This window comes from uncultured Flavobacterium sp. (assembly GCF_963974175.1).
Taxonomy (GTDB): Bacteria; Bacteroidota; Bacteroidia; order Flavobacteriales; family Flavobacteriaceae; genus Flavobacterium.
This window is the reverse complement of record NZ_CAXBBR010000006.1, coordinates 45,469-68,592: the sequence shown is the minus strand read 5'-3', so window position 1 is coordinate 68,592 and position 23,124 is coordinate 45,469. Positions and strand designations below refer to the sequence as shown.

Below are 23,124 nucleotides of genomic sequence, written 5' to 3'. Positions count from 1 at the left end.
TTTTAAACAAAAAAACATATAAAGCCTTAAAATCTACCAAACCCTGTTTCTCTATACATTCCTTTTATTTAACTATATTAGCTATAGCTAAATATCTACCCAAAAAGTAATGAGACAATTTCAATACAAAATAGTGATTCTTATATTATTTCTCGCTCTGGGTTGTCATCAAAAAACGCAAAACAAAACAGACGCTGAAACCACTGCACAAAGTCGTAGTACAGATTCTTTGACCATTGACTTAGTAGCTTTACAAAATAAAGGCAAACTAAAAAAGACAACCTTGGTAACAGTGTACGACGACCCTGTCTATCATAGCATCAAAAGCTACAATGCAATCCCTTTCCCAGAACTTTTAGAAACCTATACTTCTATCAAAAATTTAGAAACTAGCGAATACCAAATCGTCTTTGAATGTAAAGACGGATACAAACCTATGATGCCCTTGCAAAAATTTCTTTCGGTAAAATCGTTTCTTGCCATTAGCGATATAGATGCACCAAAAGGGCAATTATGGTCGCCAATTATAAAAGACGGACATGAAATGAAAGCCGCTCCCTTCTATTTAATTTATCAAGGAGTTTCAACAAAAGATGTTGATTTTAAATGGCCTTACAACCTTATGAAAATACATCTTGTCCCTAATAATGAGAACATCGCTTTGTTATTTCCAAAAGACGATGCTAAGGCTGAAATTGGGTTTCAATTATTCAGCAAGAATTGTGTCGCTTGCCATTCTATTAATAAAATTGGAGGAAACATGGGACCAGAATTAAATTACCCAAAAAGCGTAACCGAATATTGGGACAAAACACAATTGAAAGCTTTCATAAAGAATCCAGCCTCCTTTAGAAACGGAGTAAAAATGCCTACGCCCACAAACGTAACTACTAAAGACATAGACGAAATTGTCAATTATTTAGAATACATGGCAAACCACAAATTATAACAGAACCTTAATAGAACAATAATAAGTCTCGCTTTCAAGCATTCAGAAAATCTCTCAAACGAGGAATTTTTCATTTTTAGACATAAAACAAAAAATGACCCGCTGATTATTTACAAGAAAAATACAATTAATCTAAAATTCGATTTTTTTGAGTAAATTAGCCTCAACTACCTAATAATCAATTTATATGAAAAGAACACCCCTTCTTATTTTACTGCCTATTTTTTCCTTATTACTTGTAAATTGTAAAAAGGAAAACAAAAAAGAAGACTTTAGTGTCTTAACAACAAGCTATTTCAACGATAAAAATGCGCTAGATCCTTTGAGCGCAACACAAAATGGTCAAAATGAATACAACGATCAGCTACAATTTGAGATGACTGACAGTTTTAGAAAAGATCAATTGACTTTTTTCAATAAATATGAAACCGCCTTAAATAAGGTTAAGGAAGCGGCACTTACCCCTGAAGAAAAAAATAGTTATGAAATTATAAAATGGGAAGTTGAAGTGGGTAAAGAATTATTAAAACAACCCACAAACCTAATGCCAGTTCATCAGTTTTGGGGAACCCATTTAACAATGGGGCAATATGCTGGAGGAACTAGCGGACAACCCTTTAAAACTGAAAAAGATTACGCCAATTTCCTAAAAAGAATGGATTCGTATAGCGTATGGATTGATTCGGCAATGGTTTATATGAAAAAAGGAATCGAACAAGGAGTTGTATTACCAAAATCATTAACCGTGAAAGTGATTCCACAGTTCGAAGATATGCCAACTACTAATATTGAAGACAATCTATTTTATTCTTCCATAAAACTAATGCCCTCGACATTTTCTGAAGAAACAAAGAAGGATTTAAAGGCCAAATATACCGCAGAAATCAATGATAAACTGATTCCTCAGTTTAAAAAAATGACTGCTTTTCTTAAAAACGAATACCTGCCTGCCTCAAGATCAACTAGTGGAATAGGAAGTTTGCCTTTTGGAAAAGAATTATACGCTACCTATGCAAAACAGTGGACAACAACCACAATGACTCCGCAAGAAATTCATGAATTAGGATTAAAAGAAGTGGCAAGATTAAATGCCGAAATGGAAAAAGTAAAAACTGAAGTCGGTTTTGAAGGAACATTGCTTGAATTTTTTGATTATGTAAGAAACAAACCAGAGTTAAAACCATTTAAAAAACCAGAAGAAGTAATTGCTAACTTTGAAAGAATCTACGCTGTAATAAAACCAAACGTAGACAAATTGTTCTCCTTACAGCCCAAAACAAAATTTGAAATTAGGCGAACGGAAGCATTTAGAGAAAAAACAGCTAGTGCAGAATACAGTCAAGGAACGGCAGACGGTTCGCGCCCTGGTGTATTTTATGTACCAATACCAGACATTAAAGAATACAATATGTATGGGGACGAAGATTTATTTTTGCACGAGGCAATCCCTGGGCATCATTTTCAAATCTCTTTACAACAAGAAAACACCGCATTACCTGATTTTAGAAAGTACAACTGGTTTGGCGCTTACGGCGAAGGCTGGGCTTTGTACACTGAAAGCTTAGGTAAGGAATTAGGCTTGTACAAAGACCCTTATCAATATTTTGGTATGTTAGGAAATGAAATGCACAGAGCAGTACGGTTAGTTGTTGATACAGGAATACATAGTAAAGGATGGACTAGAGAACAAGCCATTAAATTTTCAATGGAAAATGAGGCAGAAAGTGAAGCCGGAATTACTACAGAAATCGAACGCTATATGGCCATTCCTGGACAAGCCTTATCGTATAAAATTGGTCAATTAAAAATCATGGAATTACGCAAAAGAGCACAAGACAAAATGGGAGCTAAGTTTGAAATTAAGAAATTTCATGAAAAAGTGTTGGAATCTGGAGTAATGCCACTGGCCCTATTAGAAAAAAAGATTGACGCTTGGATTGCAGAAAAATAAAATAATTTTAAATAGTAGATATAAAGAAAGCTTCTCGATAGAGAAGCTTTCTTTATATCTACTATTTAGCGGAGCTTGGAACCCCTATTTTATCTCCAATTACAATTTCATTAAGACTAATATTCTTCGTATTCGTTAGTGTCATTCCGTTTTTAGCCACTTTTATTGCAATTCTATCCAAAGTAATATTTTCTACTTTGCTTTCAGGGAATCCTTCAATTACAATCGCCCCATTTGAAGCTGCCTCGCAACTGATATTCGAAATAGAAATATCTGAAATCTTAGAAGGAAACAAACCACTTCCCTCTCCGTGATAATTAGCGGTCATATATATACAGTCCTCAACTTTTCCAAAAGTAATATTTGAAAAATAAATATCTTTTATAAATCCTCCTCGATCCGAATTGGTTTTAATATAAATTCCCCTCTTCAAATATCCGCTAGCTCTGCAACTGTCAACATATACATTTTGAACTCCTGCTGACATTTCACTACCAATAACCACAGCGTGTAAGCCTTTAAATTCACAATTTCTTATTACAATATTCTCTGATGGTATATTTGATTTATCTCGCCCATCGTTATCACGTCCTGCCTTTATAGCAATATTATCATCTCCATTATTAAAATGAATATTCTCTATTAAAATATCACTCGAATATTCTGGATCGATACCGTCATTATTATAGTTTTGCGCATCATATTTAAGGCCTCGAATTGTAATACTTTTCGATTTTAATAAATGAACGCACCAAAATGGAGAGTCTTCAATAGTAACATCTTCAATTAAAATGTTTTTTGAATTGACAAACTGAATGAGTTGTGGTCTTAAAAAATGTCCATCTCCAAAGATTCTAGCCTTCAACGCAACATCATTATGATTCATCTCTCTACTTAAAAGCTGATCTTTTTTTTCTAATGACTTCCACTTTGCCCAAGTATTACTTCCCTCGCCATCAATAATTCCATTGCCAGTAATCGCAACATTTTCTACATTGTTGCCATAGATTAAAGGACTATAATTGTACAACATTGTTCCTTCCCAACTGCTAAGAACAAGTGGATAATCTTTTGGATTAGAACCAAATCTTATTTTTGCTCCCGCTTCCAAATGCAACTCGACATTACTTACAAAATGAATGGGTCCATTAATCGTGTAAACTCCTTTTGGCACCACTATAACTCCTCCTTTACGTTTTTCACAAGCTTTCATTGCTTGTTCAAAAGCCAACTTACAATTAGTCACCGAATCTCCTTTGGCACCAAACTGCGTAACTTCTACTTTATAATTTGGAATACTAGGCAATTGAATACGATTCACAATTTTTTCCATTTCAAAAAGGGTATTCTTGCTGTTTGATTGCGCCAATAACATATTGAAAGATAAAATCGCTATAAAATAAAAAGAAATCTTTTTCATGCCAGTCTACTTAATTTGTTTTTTTAAATCTAAATCGGTCTCTTTTAAAGCTGCTATAACTAATTTAGAAACTTCTGTAGCTCCTAATTCTGACAGGTGAGTATCATCATCTTTACCCTCTTTATAATAAGGGATTTCTCCTGCCTTAAAATGCAAATGCAACTTTTTAGAACCCTCCACACCATAAGCCTCTTCCAGTTGTTCTGTTAAATATTGAAGGTCAATAAAAGGAACATTATATTCCTGAGCAACTAAACGGGCTTCCATAGGGTATTCTCCATGAGAATCAATTAAAGCACCTTTGTCATTGAAATTTCTTCTTACAATAGATGAAAACAAAATTGGAGTTGCTCCCTTGGCACGAGTATCTAAAACGAATTTGATTAAATTCTGACGATACGCCGTATGTGGATTAGTATAACGCTTGGGATCTTCTGCTTTTTGGTCATTGTGACCAAATTGAATAAAAACATAATCTCTTTTTTTCAAGGTTTTACACACAGAATCCCATCGATTTTCATTTATAAAACTGCGCGTACTGCGGCCGTTTACAGCTCTATTATCAATCACAACATTGCTTGTGAAAAATGGCGATAAAACCTGTACCCATCCATGTTCAGGGTTTTCAGTAGGGTTGACTTTGTTAGCCATTGTCGAATCTCCAATACTATAAATTGTCGTTTTTTGAGCCAAACAACTTGTTGTAACTAATAAAAAAATAATCCAATTAATTTTCATCTTTATCTATTTAAAAATTGAATACCATTTTACCTTTAATTCTTCTTGATTGTCTCCAAGGATAGCATCTAAAGTATATTTTTTAGCCTCCGACTTAGTCAAGTGATGCGACCAAGAAACTCTTTTTTCTGGTTGAAATCCTTCTCCTGTACAATTATATTCGGCATAAAAAGAAGTCTTTTCAGCTTCTGGTTTAGACCAATTATCCCATCCTTCAGATTTGATATGTTTTCCCATTTCGCAATTGATAAATACCGTTTTTGCATAAATGCGCCAAGGTCTTCCAAGATAGACGGCATCGGCACTCTCATTTGCTATCAACTTGCAATTTTTAAACACATATCCGAAAGTGCTATTTTGGGGTGTTGAAGCAGCAGTTATATAGGAGTTCTTTCTACTCTTAATGATACAATTTTCGAATAAAACAGTCGCGTCTCCAAAAATAAAATCGGTAGTTCCTTCAATATAACAGTCTTTAAAATAGTTCTTAGTGCCTTCTCCAGATGTGTAAAGCGTATCTTGATTACCTAAAAACGAACAATTAGTAAACATGACACGATTCGCATTTACGTTCAAAGCTACTGCCTGTCCCACCTCGCCGGATGAATTTTGAATTGTTAAGTTTTTAGCAAAAAAATCATTCCCTTCCACTAAAACTGTATACGTATGAAAAGTGCTGTTTCTACCGATATTGATTTTATTAAAATAATCATCAAACGTAATTATCGTTTTCTCACGACTTTCACCAATCAATGAAATTTTGGGGTTCCAAGAATAAATTTTAACCTTCTCATAATAAACCCCATTTTTCACAAAGATAGTAATTCTATCATCTGGAAAAGCTTTTGCAGCATTTATAGCATCTTGAATTTTGGTAAAATCGCCACTTCCATCTTGAGCAACAATAATATTAGAGTCGTCTTTTGGCGTTTTAGTTTCTAATTTTTCAGACCGATCCTTCCCGATGAGATTTTTTTTTTCCACTTATCGTATGCTTTCAAAACCTCTTTTGGTTCATTTGTATACCAAGCGTATCCGTTTCTGCGTTCGTCACCAATTTCAGATAGTGCATATTTCTTTATACCATCTCTATCAGAGAAAAATGGTTTATTGTTATCCAGTTCCATGAAGCGCGCCCATATTGCTGGTGCATTGGCATCTGGTATCATTTTCTTGTCAATTATTTTACCTTCTGCATTCAATATTCGATCTTCTCGTAAGCCATCTATTTTTACTTTTTCAAACCAAGCAACCGCACTATTCACTGCCGTAATTACTTCTTTCGAAGGATTATCAAGCGACATTAACAGCAAAACTATTTTAGCAGATTCTTTTCCGCTCAATGAAGGTAGTTCATATGCACGCGCTTTCGCTGGTAAAAGTGTATTTTCATCGTGTTGTGCACACCAGCTAGTTAAAACCCCATTTTGTTTGTATTGCGTTTTTATAATACAGTCAATCCCTTTATTAAACGCTAATTCAATTTTTTTAATCGTTTCATCTGAAGCCTTTATCGAAAAACAATCCGTTTTATCTTTAATCTCTTCAAGCACGTTTAATATATTGACCATCGAATCGTCATTATAGGTAATGTGCGTATAGTAGCCTTTTTTTAATGGATAAAATTGGGGCCAACCTCCATTATCGTATTGCGCTTCTAAAATATAATCTAATCCAGCTAGAAAAGCACTTTTATACCTTTCGTCAGGAACTTGTCTGTACATTTTTGACAAAAAAACCATTTCTTGATAGGTTGCGCCATTATCTGTAGTGATATTATGCATATCACTTTTTAGCGCCAATAGTTCCTTTTTCTCTTCATCTGAAAGTAGTTTTTGCATTTGAATGTTTTTAGGCCAACCACCAATATTACGCTGGTAAAGCAATACATTTTCGGCAATAGCTTTGGCTTCCGCAGAAGCAAACCATTTTCCTTCAGGCATTTCAGTAATGCTTTTCCATGATTTATCATGCACTTGAGCAAATGTATTAACTGCTAAAAAAACAAGTAGCACAACGCTCCATTTTTGAAATTTTTTCATTTTAATTTGTATTAATTAGTAACTCTAAACCAGTCTATTAAAACATTCCCTGCGTCATTTGTCACTCCATTTCGAAGTGCTAAAAAACCTATTTTTGCACCAATCCATTTTCCTTCTCTAGCTGTAAAACTAGAACCAATGGATTTGAATTTTTCTCCGTCGTCACTGTAATAAAAATCACATGTTCCGCCCGAGCTTACTTTTACTCGTAGATAAAAGCTATTATTTTCTAATTTGTATTTACCATTCTCTGTTTCTACGCCTTTTTTATCTGCATTCTTACAGACAACTTGAGATACATAAAGAGAACCATTTGATCGTTTGACTTTTAAATAGCTATAATCTAAGCCCATAACCAAAAGTCCCGTTTGTTCTTCATCAAAACGAGCATTGAAAGTCATTTTGGTTGTTACTGTAAATTCCTCTGCAGGAAATTTTTGCAATAGTAAATTACCAACATCAAATAAGTTGGTAGCCTCATTAGGCATAGCTTGGCAATACATTGTATAATACCCCATAGTGGAAGGAAAACCCCAGTACACTTTTGGGTTGGCATGCCACTGCCATTGCAAACCTATTGTTGGCATATTAAATTCATCTGAATCAGCAGGGGTTACTATTGGATATGATTTTCCAACATTTGGTTTTTTATAAGCCATAACCGGCTCCCCTATTCCATCTCCATCTTTATCAGTTCCAATAACTGGCCAATTGTTTATCCATTTTAGGGGTTGCAAATGAACAACCCGACCATATGCGCCTTTATCTTGAAAATGAAAAAACCAGTCTTCACCCGTTTGTGTTTGTACCCAAGCCCCTTGATGCGGACCGTTGATTGCCGTTTTACCTTGGTCTAGTACTTTTCTTTTTTCATATGGACCGTAAATATTTTTAGCTCTTAATACCGTTTGCCATCCTGTAGGCACACCTCCTGCTGGTGCAAAAACATAATAATATCCGTTACGTTTGTATAATTTAGGGCCTTCAATAGTTGACTCATCTTCGTGGCCATCAATAATAATAGTATCATCATTATTAGCTACAGTTCCCGCTGCATTCATACTACAAATCGCTAGAAGACTTTTGATACCTGCTCTACTTCCTGCGAATGCATACCCCAAATACACTTGCCCATCGTCATCCCATAAAGGTGAAGGATCGATTAATCCTTTCCCTTCCTTTACTAAAATTGGTTTGGACCAGACCTTTTTAGGATCTTTAGCTTTAACCATATAAATTCCATAATCTGGGTCAGGATAATATATATAGAATTCATTATTATGAAATCTTATGCAAGGTGCCCAAACTCCATTCCCATGCCCTGGTTTATCATAGACATCTAAGGGAGGTTGCTTTTGCATTGCATAATTAACCAACTCCCAGTTGACCATATCTTTCGAATGAAGAATTGGCAAACCTGGAATACAATTAAAAGAGGAAGAAGTCATATAATAATCATCTCCAACTCGTATTACATCTGGATCAGAATAATCAGCATCTAAAATGGGGTTTTTATAGGTTCCATCTCCGTTATCAGCAACCCATGCTTTTGAAATACTACTCTTATTATTTGCTTGAGCCATCACAAAGTGACTACCCAAAAATAATAATACAATGACTTTCAAAAATCTCATGCTATCTTTTTTAAATTATCTGTTTAATTCTAAAGCCGCTAATATAAAAGGCCCAGTAGCTTTAGGATCGTTGTCTTGTTTTCGTTCATTTACATAATATTCGTAAGAACCGTCTCTATAAGGGTTTCCTCCTAGTCCAGCAACTGCACAAGCTTGGGTGATGGTAACTTCACCATCTGCACTGACTTTTATTAACTTTTCTGTCAGCCCATCAAAAGCTTTATTAGCTATTGCCTTATATTTAGCTGGTAAATAACCTTTGTTTGCTCCTTTTGCAAAAGCATAAGCAAACATAGCACTTCCCGATGCTTCCAAATAATTACCTTCACTATTTCCCTGATCAGTAACCTGATACCACAATCCCGATTTATCTTGGAATTTAACTAAGCTCTCTGCCACAGCATTCAAATACCCAACCAATTCTTTTTGTTTTGGGTGCTCCTTAGGAAAATAATCCAGAACATCTACTAAAGCCATAGCATACCAGCCAATGGATCTTGACCAAAAATTGGGAGATGTTCCTGTTTGAGCATTGGCCCAAGCCATTTGTTTGCTTTCATCCCACCCATGGTACAATAAGCCTGTTTTTTTATCGGTAGCGTGCAATTGAATTAATTCGAATTGATGGGCGATATCATCCAAATTTTTTCCGTTCTCAAAGGTAGTTGTGTATTGCGCATAGAATGGTTCTCCCATATACAATCCGTCTAACCACATTTGGTTTGGGTATACTTTTTTGTGCCAGAAACCACCACTGTTTGTCCTTGGTTGTTCTCCTAATTGTTTTCTCAGCGTTTGCATTGCAACTAAATAACGAGGCTCTTTAGTTTGCCCATACAAATTAAAAAGTAAACGACCCGCTACTACCATATCAATGTTGTAATTTTGAATTTTGTAGGTCGCTATAGTTCCTTTTTTATCAATCAAAATATCTGCATAACTCTTAATATAATTATAATAAAGAGGATTCTTTTTCTGTTTGTAAAGTTCTTCAAAAGAAGTTAAAACTAAACCATGAACATAATCCCATTTAGGCTCCTTTTGACCATCAATTTGAAAGGACTCTGGATGACGTTTCATAATAGACAACGCCATACGCTCAGACCATTTATTTTCTTTTGAAATTGTTGAAGTAGCCTTTGTAGGTTCCTGAGAAATCATTTTACAGCTTGTAAAACTAATAGTGACAATGAATATCATTGTAGCAAAAAAGCTTTGTCTCCTAGTTTGTATCATTTTAAATATTTTTAATTTTCTATTTATCCAATGCTATCGCGCTTAGTATAAAAGCAGCCAAAGCCGCTGAGCTGCTATCCTTTGGCTTGCCTTTGAGGTAATATGCATTAGATCCATCTCGAAAAGGAGTGCCTCCAAGCCCTACATTTGGCGATACATTAACGATGTTTACCGTACCAGTATCATTAATTTTTATAAATTCCGTTATAAAGCTAGAAAAGGACTTTTGAGCCTGCTTCTTAAATTTTCCTGGCAAATATCCTTGGTTACTTCCTTTTGCAAAAGCATATATAAACATTGCTGATGCTGAAGGTTCTAGGTAATTCCCTTTTAGTAAAGTCTTATCAGTAATTTGGTACCATAAACCTGTCGCTGTTTTATACTGCAGTAAAGTCGTTGCCATTTCATTTAAATAACCCTTTAATACTTTCTTTTTAGGATGCTTGTCTGGATAATAATCCAAAACATCTACCAATGCCATCATATACCAACCTATGCCTCTAGACCATATCGTTGGGGAAGTTCCTGTTAAAGGATCTGCCCAGGTAATTTGCTTGCTTTCATCCCAAGCATGAAATAATAATCCCGTTTTTTTGTCCACGATATTCTTGTGAATAATCTCAAATTGTTTAGCAACATCATTCAAATATTTGCCGTTTTCATATTCAACTGTATATCTCGCATAAAAGGGTTCGGCCATGTACAATCCATCTAACCACATTTGATTAGGATATATTTCTTTGTGCCAAAAACCGCCACTCTCTGTTCGCGGTTGCTGTTCAAGTTGGCTTCGTAAATGCATCAGTGCTGTACGATACCGTTCATCATTTGTTAACTTGAACAAGTCGAATAATACTTTACCTGGATTTATAAAATCTATATTATATTCTTTGTTATTGTAAGTCCTTATTGTACCCGAACGATCAATCATTCCCTCAGCATATTCTTTGATATAATTAAAGTAAATAGTATCATTCGTCTTTTGATATAAACGCTCGAATGCTTGCAATACAAAGCCCAATTTGTAATCCCATTTCGGTTTGTCATTCCCATCAATTTGCCATGCCTTAGGATATGATTTAAGTATGGAAATAGCCGTTCTTTCTGACCATTTTTGATTTTCTGAAATAGGTGATTGACCTATTACTTTGCAGTTGCAAAACAGCAGTATTACAATGACGATTTTGAAAAAATGGTATTTAGTAGAAAGCATATTTTGCATCTAGAATTACAATTTATTTTTAGCGTTTAGCTGTTCTAATTTTCCATTTAGATAAGTCACAAACTCCTCTTGAGATTGAATTCCGTTTTTCTCTTGTTCCCAAGCTCCCAAGAAATAAAAGGAAATTTTTGACGTAGTTGGTTTAAAGATTAAAAGATGGTCAAATTCTGCATCAACAAAATTTTCGATAGTATTCGTTTCATAAAAAATAGCCATTCCTAATTTATCTGGAACTAACGATTGCGTCCCATAGGTCGCTATGTAAGCCCATTTTTTATTACTGCTTACTTTCTTAAGCAACTCTGTATTTTTTTGTTTTACAATTCCGGTACAAATTCCTTCAATAGCTTTAGAAGCTTGAATAGTATGCTGGGTATATCTCTGATCAGGTTTAATCGTTAATTCTGATGTGAAATTAATTTTATCTGAAACCGTTTTCCAACCTGTATAATCAACTTTTACAATGGATTTATCTGTTGTATTTTTAACTGTTGCGACTGTAGCATCCACTTCATAAAAATGCAACCTTTCGTTATTTAGATAACGATCAATCGAACCAATCCCGATTCCTTTTCCTGCTTTCAGAATATCAGCACCCCAGTCGCTCATTTCATGATACGAGTCAAAACCGTCTTGCCCAACTTGTGGTAAAACTATTGCTTCTGTTTTTTTTCCAAAAATATCAATCGCATTTCTCCAATCTAAATACAAACGATATCCAATTTTATTGCTTTCCCAACCTGGTCCTTCATAACGTATATCAAAAGAATGATCTGTATGTTCCGGAGCCAGCTTAAGCTTCTGAACATTCTTGAATGTTCCACCAATGTATTTACGTCCTTCCCACTTTCCTCCTTCTTTTACAGCTATTTCGGCATAGGTTTTGGATGTTGTCGTTAATTGTTTTTCTTGTGCTTTACACGAAACCAAACAACCTAAAATAATAACTGAAGCAATTTTTATTATTTTCATTTTTGTTTTATTTTGAAAATTATTTAATTAATTTTTGTTTTGAAAATTTTATCTAAAAAATCAGTTGTACTTTCCACCATTTCTTCAAACCATGGATGGAAAAACCAAAAGGAATGTGGTGAATTATGAATGTTTTTTATTTTACTATAGATTCCAAATTTATCTAATTTTGCAATCATATCATCCCTTCCAGCGTGAAAACGAGTCACATCACTATTAACAAACAAAATTGGAGGTGTATTCTCATCAACATGATAAAGAGCCGAAGCTTGATTCCATATTTCGGGTTTTTCTTCATAGGTACTTCCTAACCATAATGTGGCAACCTCCCCTTCTTCTGATTCTGGATGTTTGAATGCCAAGACACCGTCCATATTGACTACCGCTTGTACATTTGTAGATGATTTATGTGAACTTTTCCCTTCCTCAAAACTTTTATTACCATTAGTAGTTCCAACTAAAGCTGCCATTTGTCCGCCTGAGGAACAGCCTAAAATAGCGACTCTAGTCGTATCTACATTAAATTTAGCAGCGTTATCTTTAATAAATTGGATAGCACTTTTAACGTCAAAAATAGCAGTCGGATATTTTGCTTCTGGGGACAATCTATATTCAACTGCAAAACATGAATATCCTATTGAAGCAATCTCGATTGCCATTGGCTCCAGATGTGATTTATCCCCAGATTTCCAGCCTCCACCGTGAATCATAATTACAGCGGGGTTAGCTACTTTCGATTTAGAATAAAATGCATCTATATGCAATTCCCTTGATCCTACTTTTCTATAAACAACATCCTTAACCTCATCTACTTCTTGATGTTGCTGTTTTTTTACAATTTTAATAAAGGGAAATTTTTTAATTTCTTTATTAAAAGTACTAAATACGGTGTACGAAGTATCGCTCTCCATTACCGTTTGTGAAAACACAGGAAGACCAACACTTATAATAAATAGGACTAAAACTAACTTCATCTTAGGTTTTTATCTTTTTTAAACCGCACAGAATTCGGCAGTGATTTTTTTATTAATTAAATTCAAAAGCTCCTAAATCTGGAGCACTACCAATAAACGGCAAACCAACATCAATTCCTTTGTCTATTAAATCACTACCCAAATTAAGATTTAAAAAGGTAACATCTGGCAGACTCCCATCTACTTTTCTTGGAACCAATAGTTGATTGTAGTCGATACTTTTAAAGTCACTGGCATCAGTTACAATACCATTTTGCCAACTGTTATTTGTAACATCAATTAAAGTAGCATTTGTAGCGCCGAATGCTCCTAAAGAACAACTGTTTTTAATGGTTAGTTTTTCGAGTGGATTTGTACTACTAAACGAATAATTTTTTCCATTACTGTAAGCCGAGCAATTGTATAGCACTACATTTCCTCTATTACTATTGTGATCAAATCCGTCGCTTACGTTACCCGCAGCAATACAATTTTTATAAACTGCATTGTGTTGTAATAGCTTATCATCACTTCCTCCAGTTTTGAAACCGTTTCCATCTCCAGCACCTTTTGTTCCGTTTTTTAAGAATCCGTTTTTTACAGCCCAACAATTTTGATAGGTAGTTGTAATGTTATCAGCTCCTCTCAAGTATCCGTCCCAACCATCATCTAAATTTTGCCAAGCTCTACACCCAATAAATTTGTTTCCTGTACCAGCCGATAATTTACAAGCAAAACCATCTGCATTTTCAAGCGTAGCATCTGCATTAAAATAAGAGTCACAATTGAGAATTGTATTATTAGAAGCACCTGAATCAATTTGTAAACCAGTATCAGCACATTCAGAAAATGTACAAAATTCAATTAGGTTGTTACTTCCTTTAAGTTGTAAACCGTTATCACCAGCTTTGTAAATATCAATTCCTTTTATATACCAATTATTTCCCGTTAAAATGATACCTTGATTTGAGGCATTTTCAGTCATGGTAGAAAAATCAAGTTTTGGTCTACTTGGGTTTGTTAATCCTATTAAACTAATTTTGCTACTAGTAGTACCTGAAACACTCAATGTAATTTTACTACTCATTATATAAGTTCCTCCATTCATTGCAATTGTTTCGCCTGCTTTCACTTTGGCCAACGCCACTAAAAGCTCAGCTGAGTTAGATACTGTATAGTCAAAAGTTTGACCATTACTAAAGCTAGAAATGCTGATCTCTTTTGTAGCAAAAACAGTGTTTTTATCGATAGCTGTTGCGGTAATTAGGACTTTACCGTTTTTCTTAGCAGTAAGTAGTCCAGATGACGAAATTTCAGCAATACTAGTATCTGAAGATTTCCAAAACACCGTTTTATTAGTTGCATTATCTGGCAGTAAAACCCCTTTTAATTGACTACTTGTTCCCTCTGTAATATTAGAACCCGATAGCTTGATTGTTTTTACATAAACTACTGTATCGACTGAAGCTTCTTCCTTCGAGCAAGAAAAAAGACTTAGCATTAGCAACATATATATTATCTTCATCTTTGACCTTTTTAAGGATTTTACTTTTGAATCAAACTAAAAAAACTAACATTTAAATCTAGTTAAGCTAATTTAATAGCACACTCGTAAAAAAGAAAGGCTCGTTTAAAAACGAGCCTCAGTATTTTTATTTTCTCCATTGAGGATCGCCAATTTTATTATCAATTAACGCTTGATTTGTAATTTTAAAATTACCCGTAGCTGCATTTTCAAATCCTGGGTTTATGGTAGTATAGCTTGTAGAGTTATCATACTTAATATTTGTTGTATGAAGGCCCGTAGCGTTGAAATAATTATTCTTTAGAAAACTTGGATCTGAAGTTGTCGTTTGATTTGAATAAATTGCTACTGTTTCTGCAAATAAAGAATTGCGAACAGTTAAAATATTTGCATTGAAACGAACGTATAGAAATCTTTTACCTGATGTATTAGAAACCTTGTAGAATGTAGAGCTGTCAACCAATATCTTAGTCGTTAATCCAGTTCCACTTAAAGTACCAGCATCAATTCTAAAAAAATCACGATCAGGAGCACAGTTATTAAACGTACTATTTTTCAAAGTTACCTCGCCTACAAATGTTTTTCTAAAATCAATGAAGTCTCCTCCATTAGTTATTATATTTGAAACAACAGAGTTTTCGACAGTAATTGTATTCACTTTTGCAGCAGCAACATCACTACCAATAAATGATTTATCAAAATCATGAATATCACATCCACTAATTAATAATGATCCGTAACTCGTCGCATCCGTAAACCTTACTACATCAGTTAATGTTTTACCTCCATTTAAATTTAAATCTATTAAACTTACATCAGTAGCACCAGTTGCTATTGAAAAATTAACTTTTAAAAGTGGTCTACTATAACTTTTTAAACCCCTAATAGTTATCGATTTATCTAAAGTTATCGACCCAGTTTGTGCCGTAAAATCACCTGCCTCTAACACCAAAACATCTCCAGCTTTTGCATCAGCAATTTTTTTGAACAAATCATCTGTAGTTTTTACCAATATACCTGTACCAATATCTATACCTGTTTCAAATGATGAAAAACCTCTTTTTTTAGTATTATTATATAGTATAGCACTGTATTTTGTCTCCGCAGTTAGACCAGTAACCGTAGCTACTCCGGCTGCTTTTTCTTGCGCAGTAATTACATGAGTGATAGTACCTGGTGTAAGCACAATTTTTGTTACACTACTATTAGGTGCCCATCTAAATGTTGCCTGCTTAGCTTGAACATCACCATCTATAGTCGCTAACAACAACTGTTCAGAAAGTGTTGTAGCGGTTACCACTGACCACTTTGAATCTTCAAGTCCAACTGCACTTACAGCCTTTACTCTAATGGAATAAATAGTTTCTCCTTCTAATGCCACTTGCAATGGTAGCTCTGTTCCTGCAACTTGCAACGTTTTAAAAATAGTTGTGAAATCTGGATCATCAGCGCTGATCTCAACGGTATAATGATCTACGTTATCCCTTGTTGTCCAATTCAATTCAACAGTTGTTTGATTTCTAACTTTTGCCGTAAGGCTTATTGGAGAAAATACTCTATTTACATCTAGTACATCTAACAAATCTTCACTGTAGCCAGTACAACTAGAGACCAAAACTGTCAAAAGTAAAGTGGCTAATAATCCTTTTATTATAAATATTTTTTTCATAATCACAATTGATTTAATTATTTAATTATTAATAGCCGTAGTCGTTAACTAGTTTACCATTACTACCGTCGATAAACACTTGCCATATTGGCCAGTATTGTCTATTGTCAGGATTTACAGCGCTTTTATATAGAGAATTTACTTTAGTATCTTCTAGTTTAGTCCATGCGAATGCAGAATATTCAACACCAGGATTAACAATTTCACCACGATTTAACCCATAAATTTGAAGGGATACGTTATCAGATTTCGTTTTGTAATATAATGTAGATGGTACCTGAGCATACTCTCCAGCACGATTTTTCAAATTTTGCATTTTTGCTTTTGCTTCATCTAATTTGCTTTTAAGTAAATTCCAACGAATAAGTGCTTGCTTACGCTCCATTTCACCAGTGAACTCAAATTTATGTTCTAAAACAATTGCTTTAAACATAGCATCTTTACTGGCCAAAGCAGTTACGTAAGCCTCGACTTGTTGTGCTTGTGCAGCAACTGGGAATGCTCTTTTACGAATTTCTTTCAAATAAGGAGCAGCAGCAGCAGGTCCTTCTATCTCATTTGCCGCTTCGGCAGCAATTAAAACAACTTCGGCATAACGCATGTATACTTTATTGATTCCGTCATCATTAGTTGAAGTTACAAAACGATTCATCCATTCGTAACGGTATTTTCCAAAATACCAAGTATCTAATGCTCCCAACTCTTGTTTTGCTATACCATTTACTGGAGTACCATATTTATATGGCACACAGGTTACATCTCTACGAGTATCCAATTCATTATAATCATAAAACACATTTGGCAGTGGACCTGCTACTCCTCCACGTTTATTACCATTAGAATGGAATTGATCACTACTTGTATGATAAACCGCAAAAGTAAAAAGCATACGTCCACGTCCATCAGCAAAAGGAAGTTCCCATAATGATTCTCCACCAGCGCTTATATTTTCTTGATTGTATTTTCTCCATAAAGTTTCAAATGAAGATTCTAAATGAGCAGTACCGCTATTCATTATAGAACGGGACTCATCTAACGCCAATTTGTACATTTTTGCAACAGAAAGTTCAGCATCAGTACTTCTTCTAATACCGTCAGGATATTGCTGGAAACCAGATGCTACCATTGCTAAACGCGCTCTTAACCCTTTTACAAAAGCCTTATTGATACGCTCTACACTTGCAGTATTAGCCGTTTCATTTGGCCATGGCACCAATGCAGAAGCTTCCCCTAAATCTTGAATTAATTGTTTATAAATTTCGTCACGACTCGACTTTGGTAAATACAAAGATTCTGAGTTTATAGGTTCAAAACGAGCAGGGACATCTCCCCAAGTCTTCATTAAATCAGCATAATAAATCGCACGCAATGTTAATGCTTCTCCTAATAAATGTCCTAATTCAGTTCCAGGTTCTGGGTTTCCAAATTTACGTAACCCTCTTATACAGATATTGGCACGTTCAATTCCCGAATACATCATTGCCCAAGCATTGTTTGTTGTATTCATTTGAGAGTTATTCGCTTTAGCGTCATAAGTACACAAATCTGATTTATCATCTACAGTCTCAGAAGTATTATACCATTCAGTATCTGTATTGAATCCGTAAAACGGAAGAAAACGACCTCTGTAAGAATTAGTTTCTGCGAAAGGTATTTTAATACCGTCTACTGCTCCTTTTGCCAAACCTGCTGTTGAAAAAATAACAGATTCATCTAAAGTTGATTTTGCCGGTGCTTCTAAGAAATCTCCTTCTATATCTTGACAAGAGGTAAAAAGCCCTGCTATAATTATTACTGTAATTATTATTTTATGTTTCATCTTTGAATAATTATTAAATTAAAAATTAAGGTTTAAACCAAAAACCACTTGGCGGCTCCTTGGAAATGGTGAATAATCAACTCCAGGAGTTAAAGGAGTATTTCTTCTTGTAGAAACTTCTGGATCTAAACCTGAGTAGTTTGTAAGAATAAATACATTATTCGCTGTAGCATAAAATCTAAATTTAGAAATACCAAGTTTAGAGATCAAAGATTCTGGTAATGTATATCCTAATGAAAGTGAGTTAAGTCTTAAAAAAGATCCGTCTTCAACTGCCCAGTCACTAAAAACAAAGTTCTTCATATAAGGTGACCACATTGTTGTATTAGTATTAAGTGCTGCTAATTCTCCCGGTTCAGTTACTAATTGCCCCGCGGCGTTTAGATTTGTCCATCTATTACCATCTGCCATTTCTGAGCTTAAATTTCTGTATTGTCCATTTGTATTTGATGTTGTAAACTCAATTTTATTTGCATTATAAACATCATTCCCAACACTCCAGTTAAAGGCTGCCGAAAGATCAAATCCATGCGCATTACCGTTGATTACAAAACCTCCAGTATGTTTAGGATTAGCGTTGCCAATAATTGAAAGATCACTAGCGTCTACTGTTCCATCCCCATTTACATCTTTTAATTTCATAGATCCCGGTCTAAGCGTACCTATAATATTAGAGCTATTTGCAACATCAGTTTTTAGTGTATATTTCCCTGCTGCATAATCAAAGTCTGAAACTTCATATCGACCATCGCTTTTGTATCCATACATTAAACCTATAGGTTGACCAACATTGACAACATAATCATTACCAATCGCAGAAGAAGCCCAATTTGTATTTTGTCCAAAATCCTCTAAAAGCCCTAATGAATTAATTCGGTTTTTATTAAACCCTATGTTGAAAGAAAAATTTAAACCATAATCAGCTTTATCAATAGCTACCAAATTCAAAGATGCCTCAACACCCGTATTTTGTGTTTCTCCCATATTTCTATATTGAGAATCGTAGCCTGTTCCTGGAACAGGAAAACGTACTAATAAATCTTTTGTAACATTTTTATACATTTCTACAGAACCACTTACACGACCTTTGAATAATTCATAGTCAAGTCCAACATTCTGCGTCACTGTTGTTTCCCATTTTAAGTCAGGATTAGCCAATGTTTTAGAGGCTGACCAATAGTTGCTAACTCCATTTATCCATGCTGAACTTGATGATTGAAAGCTTTGAACTGTTTGTCCAGTAGGAATGTTATTGTTTCCAGCCTGTCCATAACTTAATCTAACTTTAAGTGCATTTAACCAAGAAACATTTTTCAAAAAATCTTCCTCAGATAATTTCCAAGCTACTGCTGCTGCTGGGAAATATCCCCAACGATTGTCTCCTAAAAACTTACTTGAACCATCCGCACGATAAGTAGCAGTGAATAGGTAACGATTTTTAATATCATAATTTACACGTCCAAAAAAGGAAAGTAATTTATCATCTGGACTGTAATTGTTATCCACAGCTTGAGGAGTTCCTTGAGAGCTAAGATTTCTTGAGTCATTAAAATCAAAGAATTTTGGAAAACCATGAATCGTACTTTCTATTTCATTTGATTTATATTTGATCATCTCCTGACCTATTAGTACTTTTAAACCATGATTATCACCTATTAAGTTTTTGAAATCATAATTCAATGTATTTGCATTCCTAAAGCGCAAATTATCACGATTACTAATGATTATTGCAGGACTTCCTTGGTTTTCGGCGGCAGGTATATTACTCACATAATAAGTAGAGCGTCCATAAAATCTATAATCTTTGTAGTTATAATTGTCTAATCCTACATCTGACTTTAATTTAAGATTCTTTAAAATTTCCCAAGAAAAACTACCTAACAAATTGTAATTCTTTCTAGTTTGTTTGCGGTCATTATCTGCCACAGAAACAAAAGGATTCACTAAATAACTTGATAATGCTTCATCAGTATTATCAGTAGTTAAACCTGGAAGCGGTATTGGTGAGTAACCTACACTATGTCTTAGACGAGCATCTGCAGATGAGACTTCGTTTTGTTCATTAGTTCCACCACCATTAACTTCTGTATCAGAATAACGCATAGTAAACGAAAGGTCAATTTTATCACTAGCTTTGTTTTTCAAACTAAAAGACAGGTTATTTCTTGTAAAATCAGAACCTACCATGATGGCTTTTTCATCATAGCGGGCATAATTAAAATTGTAACTTAATTTATCTGTACCACCACGAATTCCTAAATCACGACTTCTTGCTTCACCTAAACGACCATAGATTTGTTTTTGCCAATTATTAGCTTTCATACCAGCATACTGATCATAATCTTGCCATTTACCAAAGTATTTCTCGTAAGAGCTTAAGTCATTTTTAAGTAGCGCATATTCATATTGCCATTTGACAAAATCATCCGGCTGCAAAACATCAATAGTATTTGCAATTTTCTTGAAACCAAAAAAAGAATTAAAACTTACTGTCATTTTCCCATCTTTACCTGTTTTTGTGGTTACGATTATAACCCCATTTGCACCACGAGAACCATAAATTGCAGTTGAAGAGGCATCTTTCAATACCGTGATGTTTGCTATATCAGAAGGAGAAATATCACTCATACTGTTTACTGGAAAACCATCAACTATTATTAAAGGAGAACTATCTTGAGTCAAAGATCCTCCTCCACGAATTCTTATTTTAATTTCAGAATCCGGCGAACCCTCTGATGAAGTTACTTGAACCCCAGCCAAACGCCCTGTTAAAGCTTCTGCAACACTAGCAATAGATAGTTTTTTCAAATCTTCACCGGCAATAGAAACAACTGAACCGGTTAAATCCGACTTACGTGAAGTACCATAACCTATCACAACAACTTCATTAAGCTTAGAATTTGAATCTTTTAAAACTACGTTTAAAGATTTAGCTTGCCCTACAGTCTTAGAAAATGTCTCATATCCTAGATATGAAAAGACTAAAACACTATTTGATCCAGAAACGCGTAAAGAGAATTTCCCATCAAAATCTGTTACAGTTCCATTTTTAGTTCCTTTCTCAATAATATTTACCCCAGGAATTGGCATGTTTGTAGCGTCCTTGACTATACCGCCAATAGTCATCCCATTTTGAGCACACATTTCATTACTCACAAATAAGCTAAGCAAGAGGAAAATGATAAAGCAACAATTTGAGCTTTTTTTAAATAAATGTTTTAGAATCATAATTAATGGTTTAATAGTTTAGAAATTGGTTTGTGCTAATATTAATTTGGACTTTTCATCAATATCCCATTGATATAGGTGTTAGCGAAATTAAGTCCTTTAAGATTTTCAATTGAATATGGATTATCAACTTTTTCAATAACCACATTTTTTAGAGTTACATTTTCTATTGGTGATTCTTTATACCCTTTTGCCAATATCCCATATTGTCCTCCATTTTTAACATTTATGTTTTCAAGAAAAACATTTCGTACTTGTGGAATAAAATCACCTTCTTGGTTTCCGTATATTCCATAAAACATATTAATTTTTAATACTGCTTCTTTTACTTGTCCTACTTCTAAGTTTCTGACATAGACATTCTCTATAAGCCCTCCTCTTTTTGAATTGGTTTTTATTCTAATGGCTCGTTCAAGATTTGGACTATCCATTACGCAATTATCTACAAAAACATTTCTCACACCTGCTGAAATCTCACTACCTATAACAACACCCCCATGACCGTCAATCATTTTACAATTTTTGACAACAATATTCTCGCTAGGTATTGCAACGCGTCTACCATCAGCATTTCTTCCTGATTTTATAGCAATACAATCATCTCCAGTATTAAAAGTACAGTTCTTAATAATAACGTTTTTAGAATATTCCGGATCACAACCATCATTATTAGGTCCATGACTTTGTACGGTTACGCCATCAATCGTCACATTGGATGATTTCATTGGGTGAATAACCCAAAATGGAGCATTAATAATTTTGATGTCTTTTAAGAGTACATTTGTACATTCGAAAAAATCAACGAAAGTTGGCCGTAAATAATGCCCTTCTCCAAAAACTCTTTCAGAAACAGAAACCCCCTCTTCAGCCATATCCATTAAACGAAATAAATTCAATGGATCTTTTTGGTTAGGCATCCCTTTAGACCAACCATAGGTTTCGCTTCCACTCCACCACCACCAGTTTTCATTTGACGCCTGTCCGTTTAATACTCCTTTTCCTGTTACAGCAATATTCGATTTTTTATACGCATAAATTAAAGGGGAATAATTCATTAGTTCCGTACCTTCATACGAGGTGTGAACAATTGGATAATCTAAAGGATTTGTACTGAATAAAATTTCAGTTCCCTCTTCTAAATGAAGATTCACATTGTTTTCTAAATTTATTGGTCCAGCCAAATACTTTCCAGAAGGAATCAAAACTTTTCCACCCCCCTCATTCGAACAAGTTCGAATTGCTAGATTTATTGCTAGGGTACAATCAAAAACACCACCAGGAACAGCTCCAAAATCCACAACACTATATGTTTTATCCTTAAAAACAGGAACCCTAACTAATTTTTCAATTGACTTCATTGCATCCCAAGGACTAGCTACAGCACGTTTTTGTTTTTCAATTTTACAAGAAATTAAAACCAAAGAAACCATTAAGAGTAGTATTTTATTTTTCATTATCTTAAATTTTAATTGCAATCCTATCCATTTTCAGAAACTCTATTTTGAAGAGAAAAAGACCTTGATGCAATCGATTACACAAACGTAAAACTTAATTCCCATATAACCAAAAAAAAAAGACTTAAAATAGTAGAGCAATAATAAAAAAGACTTATTTTTATTATATAAACAAAATATAGTGGATAACAATGTATATTTACCCTTTTATATTTTGTCGAAAAACGTTTTTAATGATATAAATTCAGCAATAGGCAATCGATAACATTAATTGACATTAAAGATAAAAAACATTAATTTTACAGCTTTTTA

16 protein-coding genes are annotated in these 23,124 nt (G+C 34.3%); 2 read left to right on the top strand and 14 right to left on the bottom strand.

The features are described from left to right. Window positions 1–109: 109 nt before the first annotated feature. Window positions 110–949, top strand: coding sequence for a cytochrome c (locus AAC069_RS11095; RefSeq protein WP_339920538.1), 840 nt, complete (start codon window positions 110–112; stop codon window positions 947–949). Between the two features lie 187 nt (window positions 950–1,136). Then, entirely contained in the window at window positions 1,137–2,900 is a 1,764-nt protein-coding gene (locus AAC069_RS11090) for a DUF885 domain-containing protein (protein ID WP_339920537.1), read from the top strand. A 61-nt stretch (window positions 2,901–2,961) separates the two neighbouring features. Here AAC069_RS11090 and AAC069_RS11085 read toward each other — a convergent pair whose 3' ends face one another. From AAC069_RS11085 to AAC069_RS11020, 14 genes are all read right to left on the bottom strand, one after another. Continuing rightward, a complete protein-coding gene (locus AAC069_RS11085; RefSeq protein WP_339920536.1) occupies window positions 2,962–4,320 on the bottom strand; it encodes a glycoside hydrolase family 28 protein in 1,359 nt (452 codons plus the stop codon). Between the two features lie 6 nt (window positions 4,321–4,326). Then, window positions 4,327–5,058: a rhamnogalacturonan acetylesterase gene (locus AAC069_RS11080; RefSeq protein WP_339920535.1), complete on the bottom strand. Its 732-nt coding sequence runs from the start codon at window positions 5,056–5,058 to the stop codon at window positions 4,327–4,329. A gap of 6 nt (window positions 5,059–5,064) precedes the next feature. After that, window positions 5,065–6,042, bottom strand: a complete 978-nt coding sequence (locus tag AAC069_RS11075; RefSeq protein ID WP_339920534.1) for a pectinesterase family protein — start codon at window positions 6,040–6,042, stop codon at window positions 5,065–5,067. Then, window positions 5,997–7,100 (bottom strand): pectate lyase, encoded by a 1,104-nt coding sequence (gene pelA / locus AAC069_RS11070; RefSeq protein ID WP_339920533.1) that lies wholly within the window; start codon window positions 7,098–7,100, stop codon window positions 5,997–5,999. Before pelA ends, AAC069_RS11075 begins: the two co-directional genes overlap by 46 nt. Window positions 7,101–7,111: 11 nt before the next feature. Beyond that, a complete protein-coding gene (locus tag AAC069_RS11065; protein WP_339920532.1) occupies window positions 7,112–8,734 on the bottom strand; it encodes a glycoside hydrolase 43 family protein in 1,623 nt (540 codons plus the stop codon). 15 nt (window positions 8,735–8,749) lie between these two features. Next, complete coding sequence (locus AAC069_RS11060) at window positions 8,750–9,970, bottom strand: glycoside hydrolase family 88 protein (protein WP_339920531.1); 1,221 nt, start codon at window positions 9,968–9,970, stop codon at window positions 8,750–8,752. Window positions 9,971–9,989: 19 nt separating this feature from the next. Then, on the bottom strand, window positions 9,990–11,183 hold the full coding sequence (locus tag AAC069_RS11055) for a glycoside hydrolase family 88 protein (protein WP_339920530.1): 1,194 nt from the start codon (window positions 11,181–11,183) through the stop codon (window positions 9,990–9,992). Window positions 11,184–11,198: 15 nt separating this feature from the next. Beyond that, window positions 11,199–12,164, bottom strand: coding sequence for a DUF4861 family protein (locus AAC069_RS11050; protein ID WP_339920529.1), 966 nt, complete (start codon window positions 12,162–12,164; stop codon window positions 11,199–11,201). A 23-nt stretch (window positions 12,165–12,187) separates the two neighbouring features. Next, a complete protein-coding gene (locus AAC069_RS11045) occupies window positions 12,188–13,138 on the bottom strand; it encodes an alpha/beta hydrolase (RefSeq protein WP_339920528.1) in 951 nt (316 codons plus the stop codon). A 52-nt stretch (window positions 13,139–13,190) separates the two neighbouring features. After that, window positions 13,191–14,642, bottom strand: a complete 1,452-nt coding sequence (locus tag AAC069_RS11040) for a right-handed parallel beta-helix repeat-containing protein (RefSeq protein ID WP_339920527.1) — start codon at window positions 14,640–14,642, stop codon at window positions 13,191–13,193. A 127-nt stretch (window positions 14,643–14,769) separates the two neighbouring features. Continuing rightward, window positions 14,770–16,311 carry a DUF4957 domain-containing protein gene (locus AAC069_RS11035; RefSeq protein ID WP_339920526.1) on the bottom strand — a complete coding sequence of 514 codons (1,542 nt, stop codon included), beginning with the start codon at window positions 16,309–16,311 and terminating at the stop codon, window positions 14,770–14,772. A 28-nt stretch (window positions 16,312–16,339) separates the two neighbouring features. Then, the gene (locus AAC069_RS11030) at window positions 16,340–18,130 is read right to left on the bottom strand and encodes a RagB/SusD family nutrient uptake outer membrane protein (RefSeq protein ID WP_339920524.1); all 1,791 of its coding nucleotides are present in this window, start codon (window positions 18,128–18,130) and stop codon (window positions 16,340–16,342) included. 18 nt (window positions 18,131–18,148) lie between these two features. After that, complete coding sequence (locus AAC069_RS11025) at window positions 18,149–21,301, bottom strand: TonB-dependent receptor (protein WP_339920523.1); 3,153 nt, start codon at window positions 21,299–21,301, stop codon at window positions 18,149–18,151. Between the two features lie 98 nt (window positions 21,302–21,399). Further along, the gene (locus AAC069_RS11020) at window positions 21,400–22,812 is read right to left on the bottom strand and encodes a glycoside hydrolase family 28 protein (protein WP_339920522.1); all 1,413 of its coding nucleotides are present in this window, start codon (window positions 22,810–22,812) and stop codon (window positions 21,400–21,402) included. Between the last annotated feature and the right edge of the window lie 312 nt (window positions 22,813–23,124).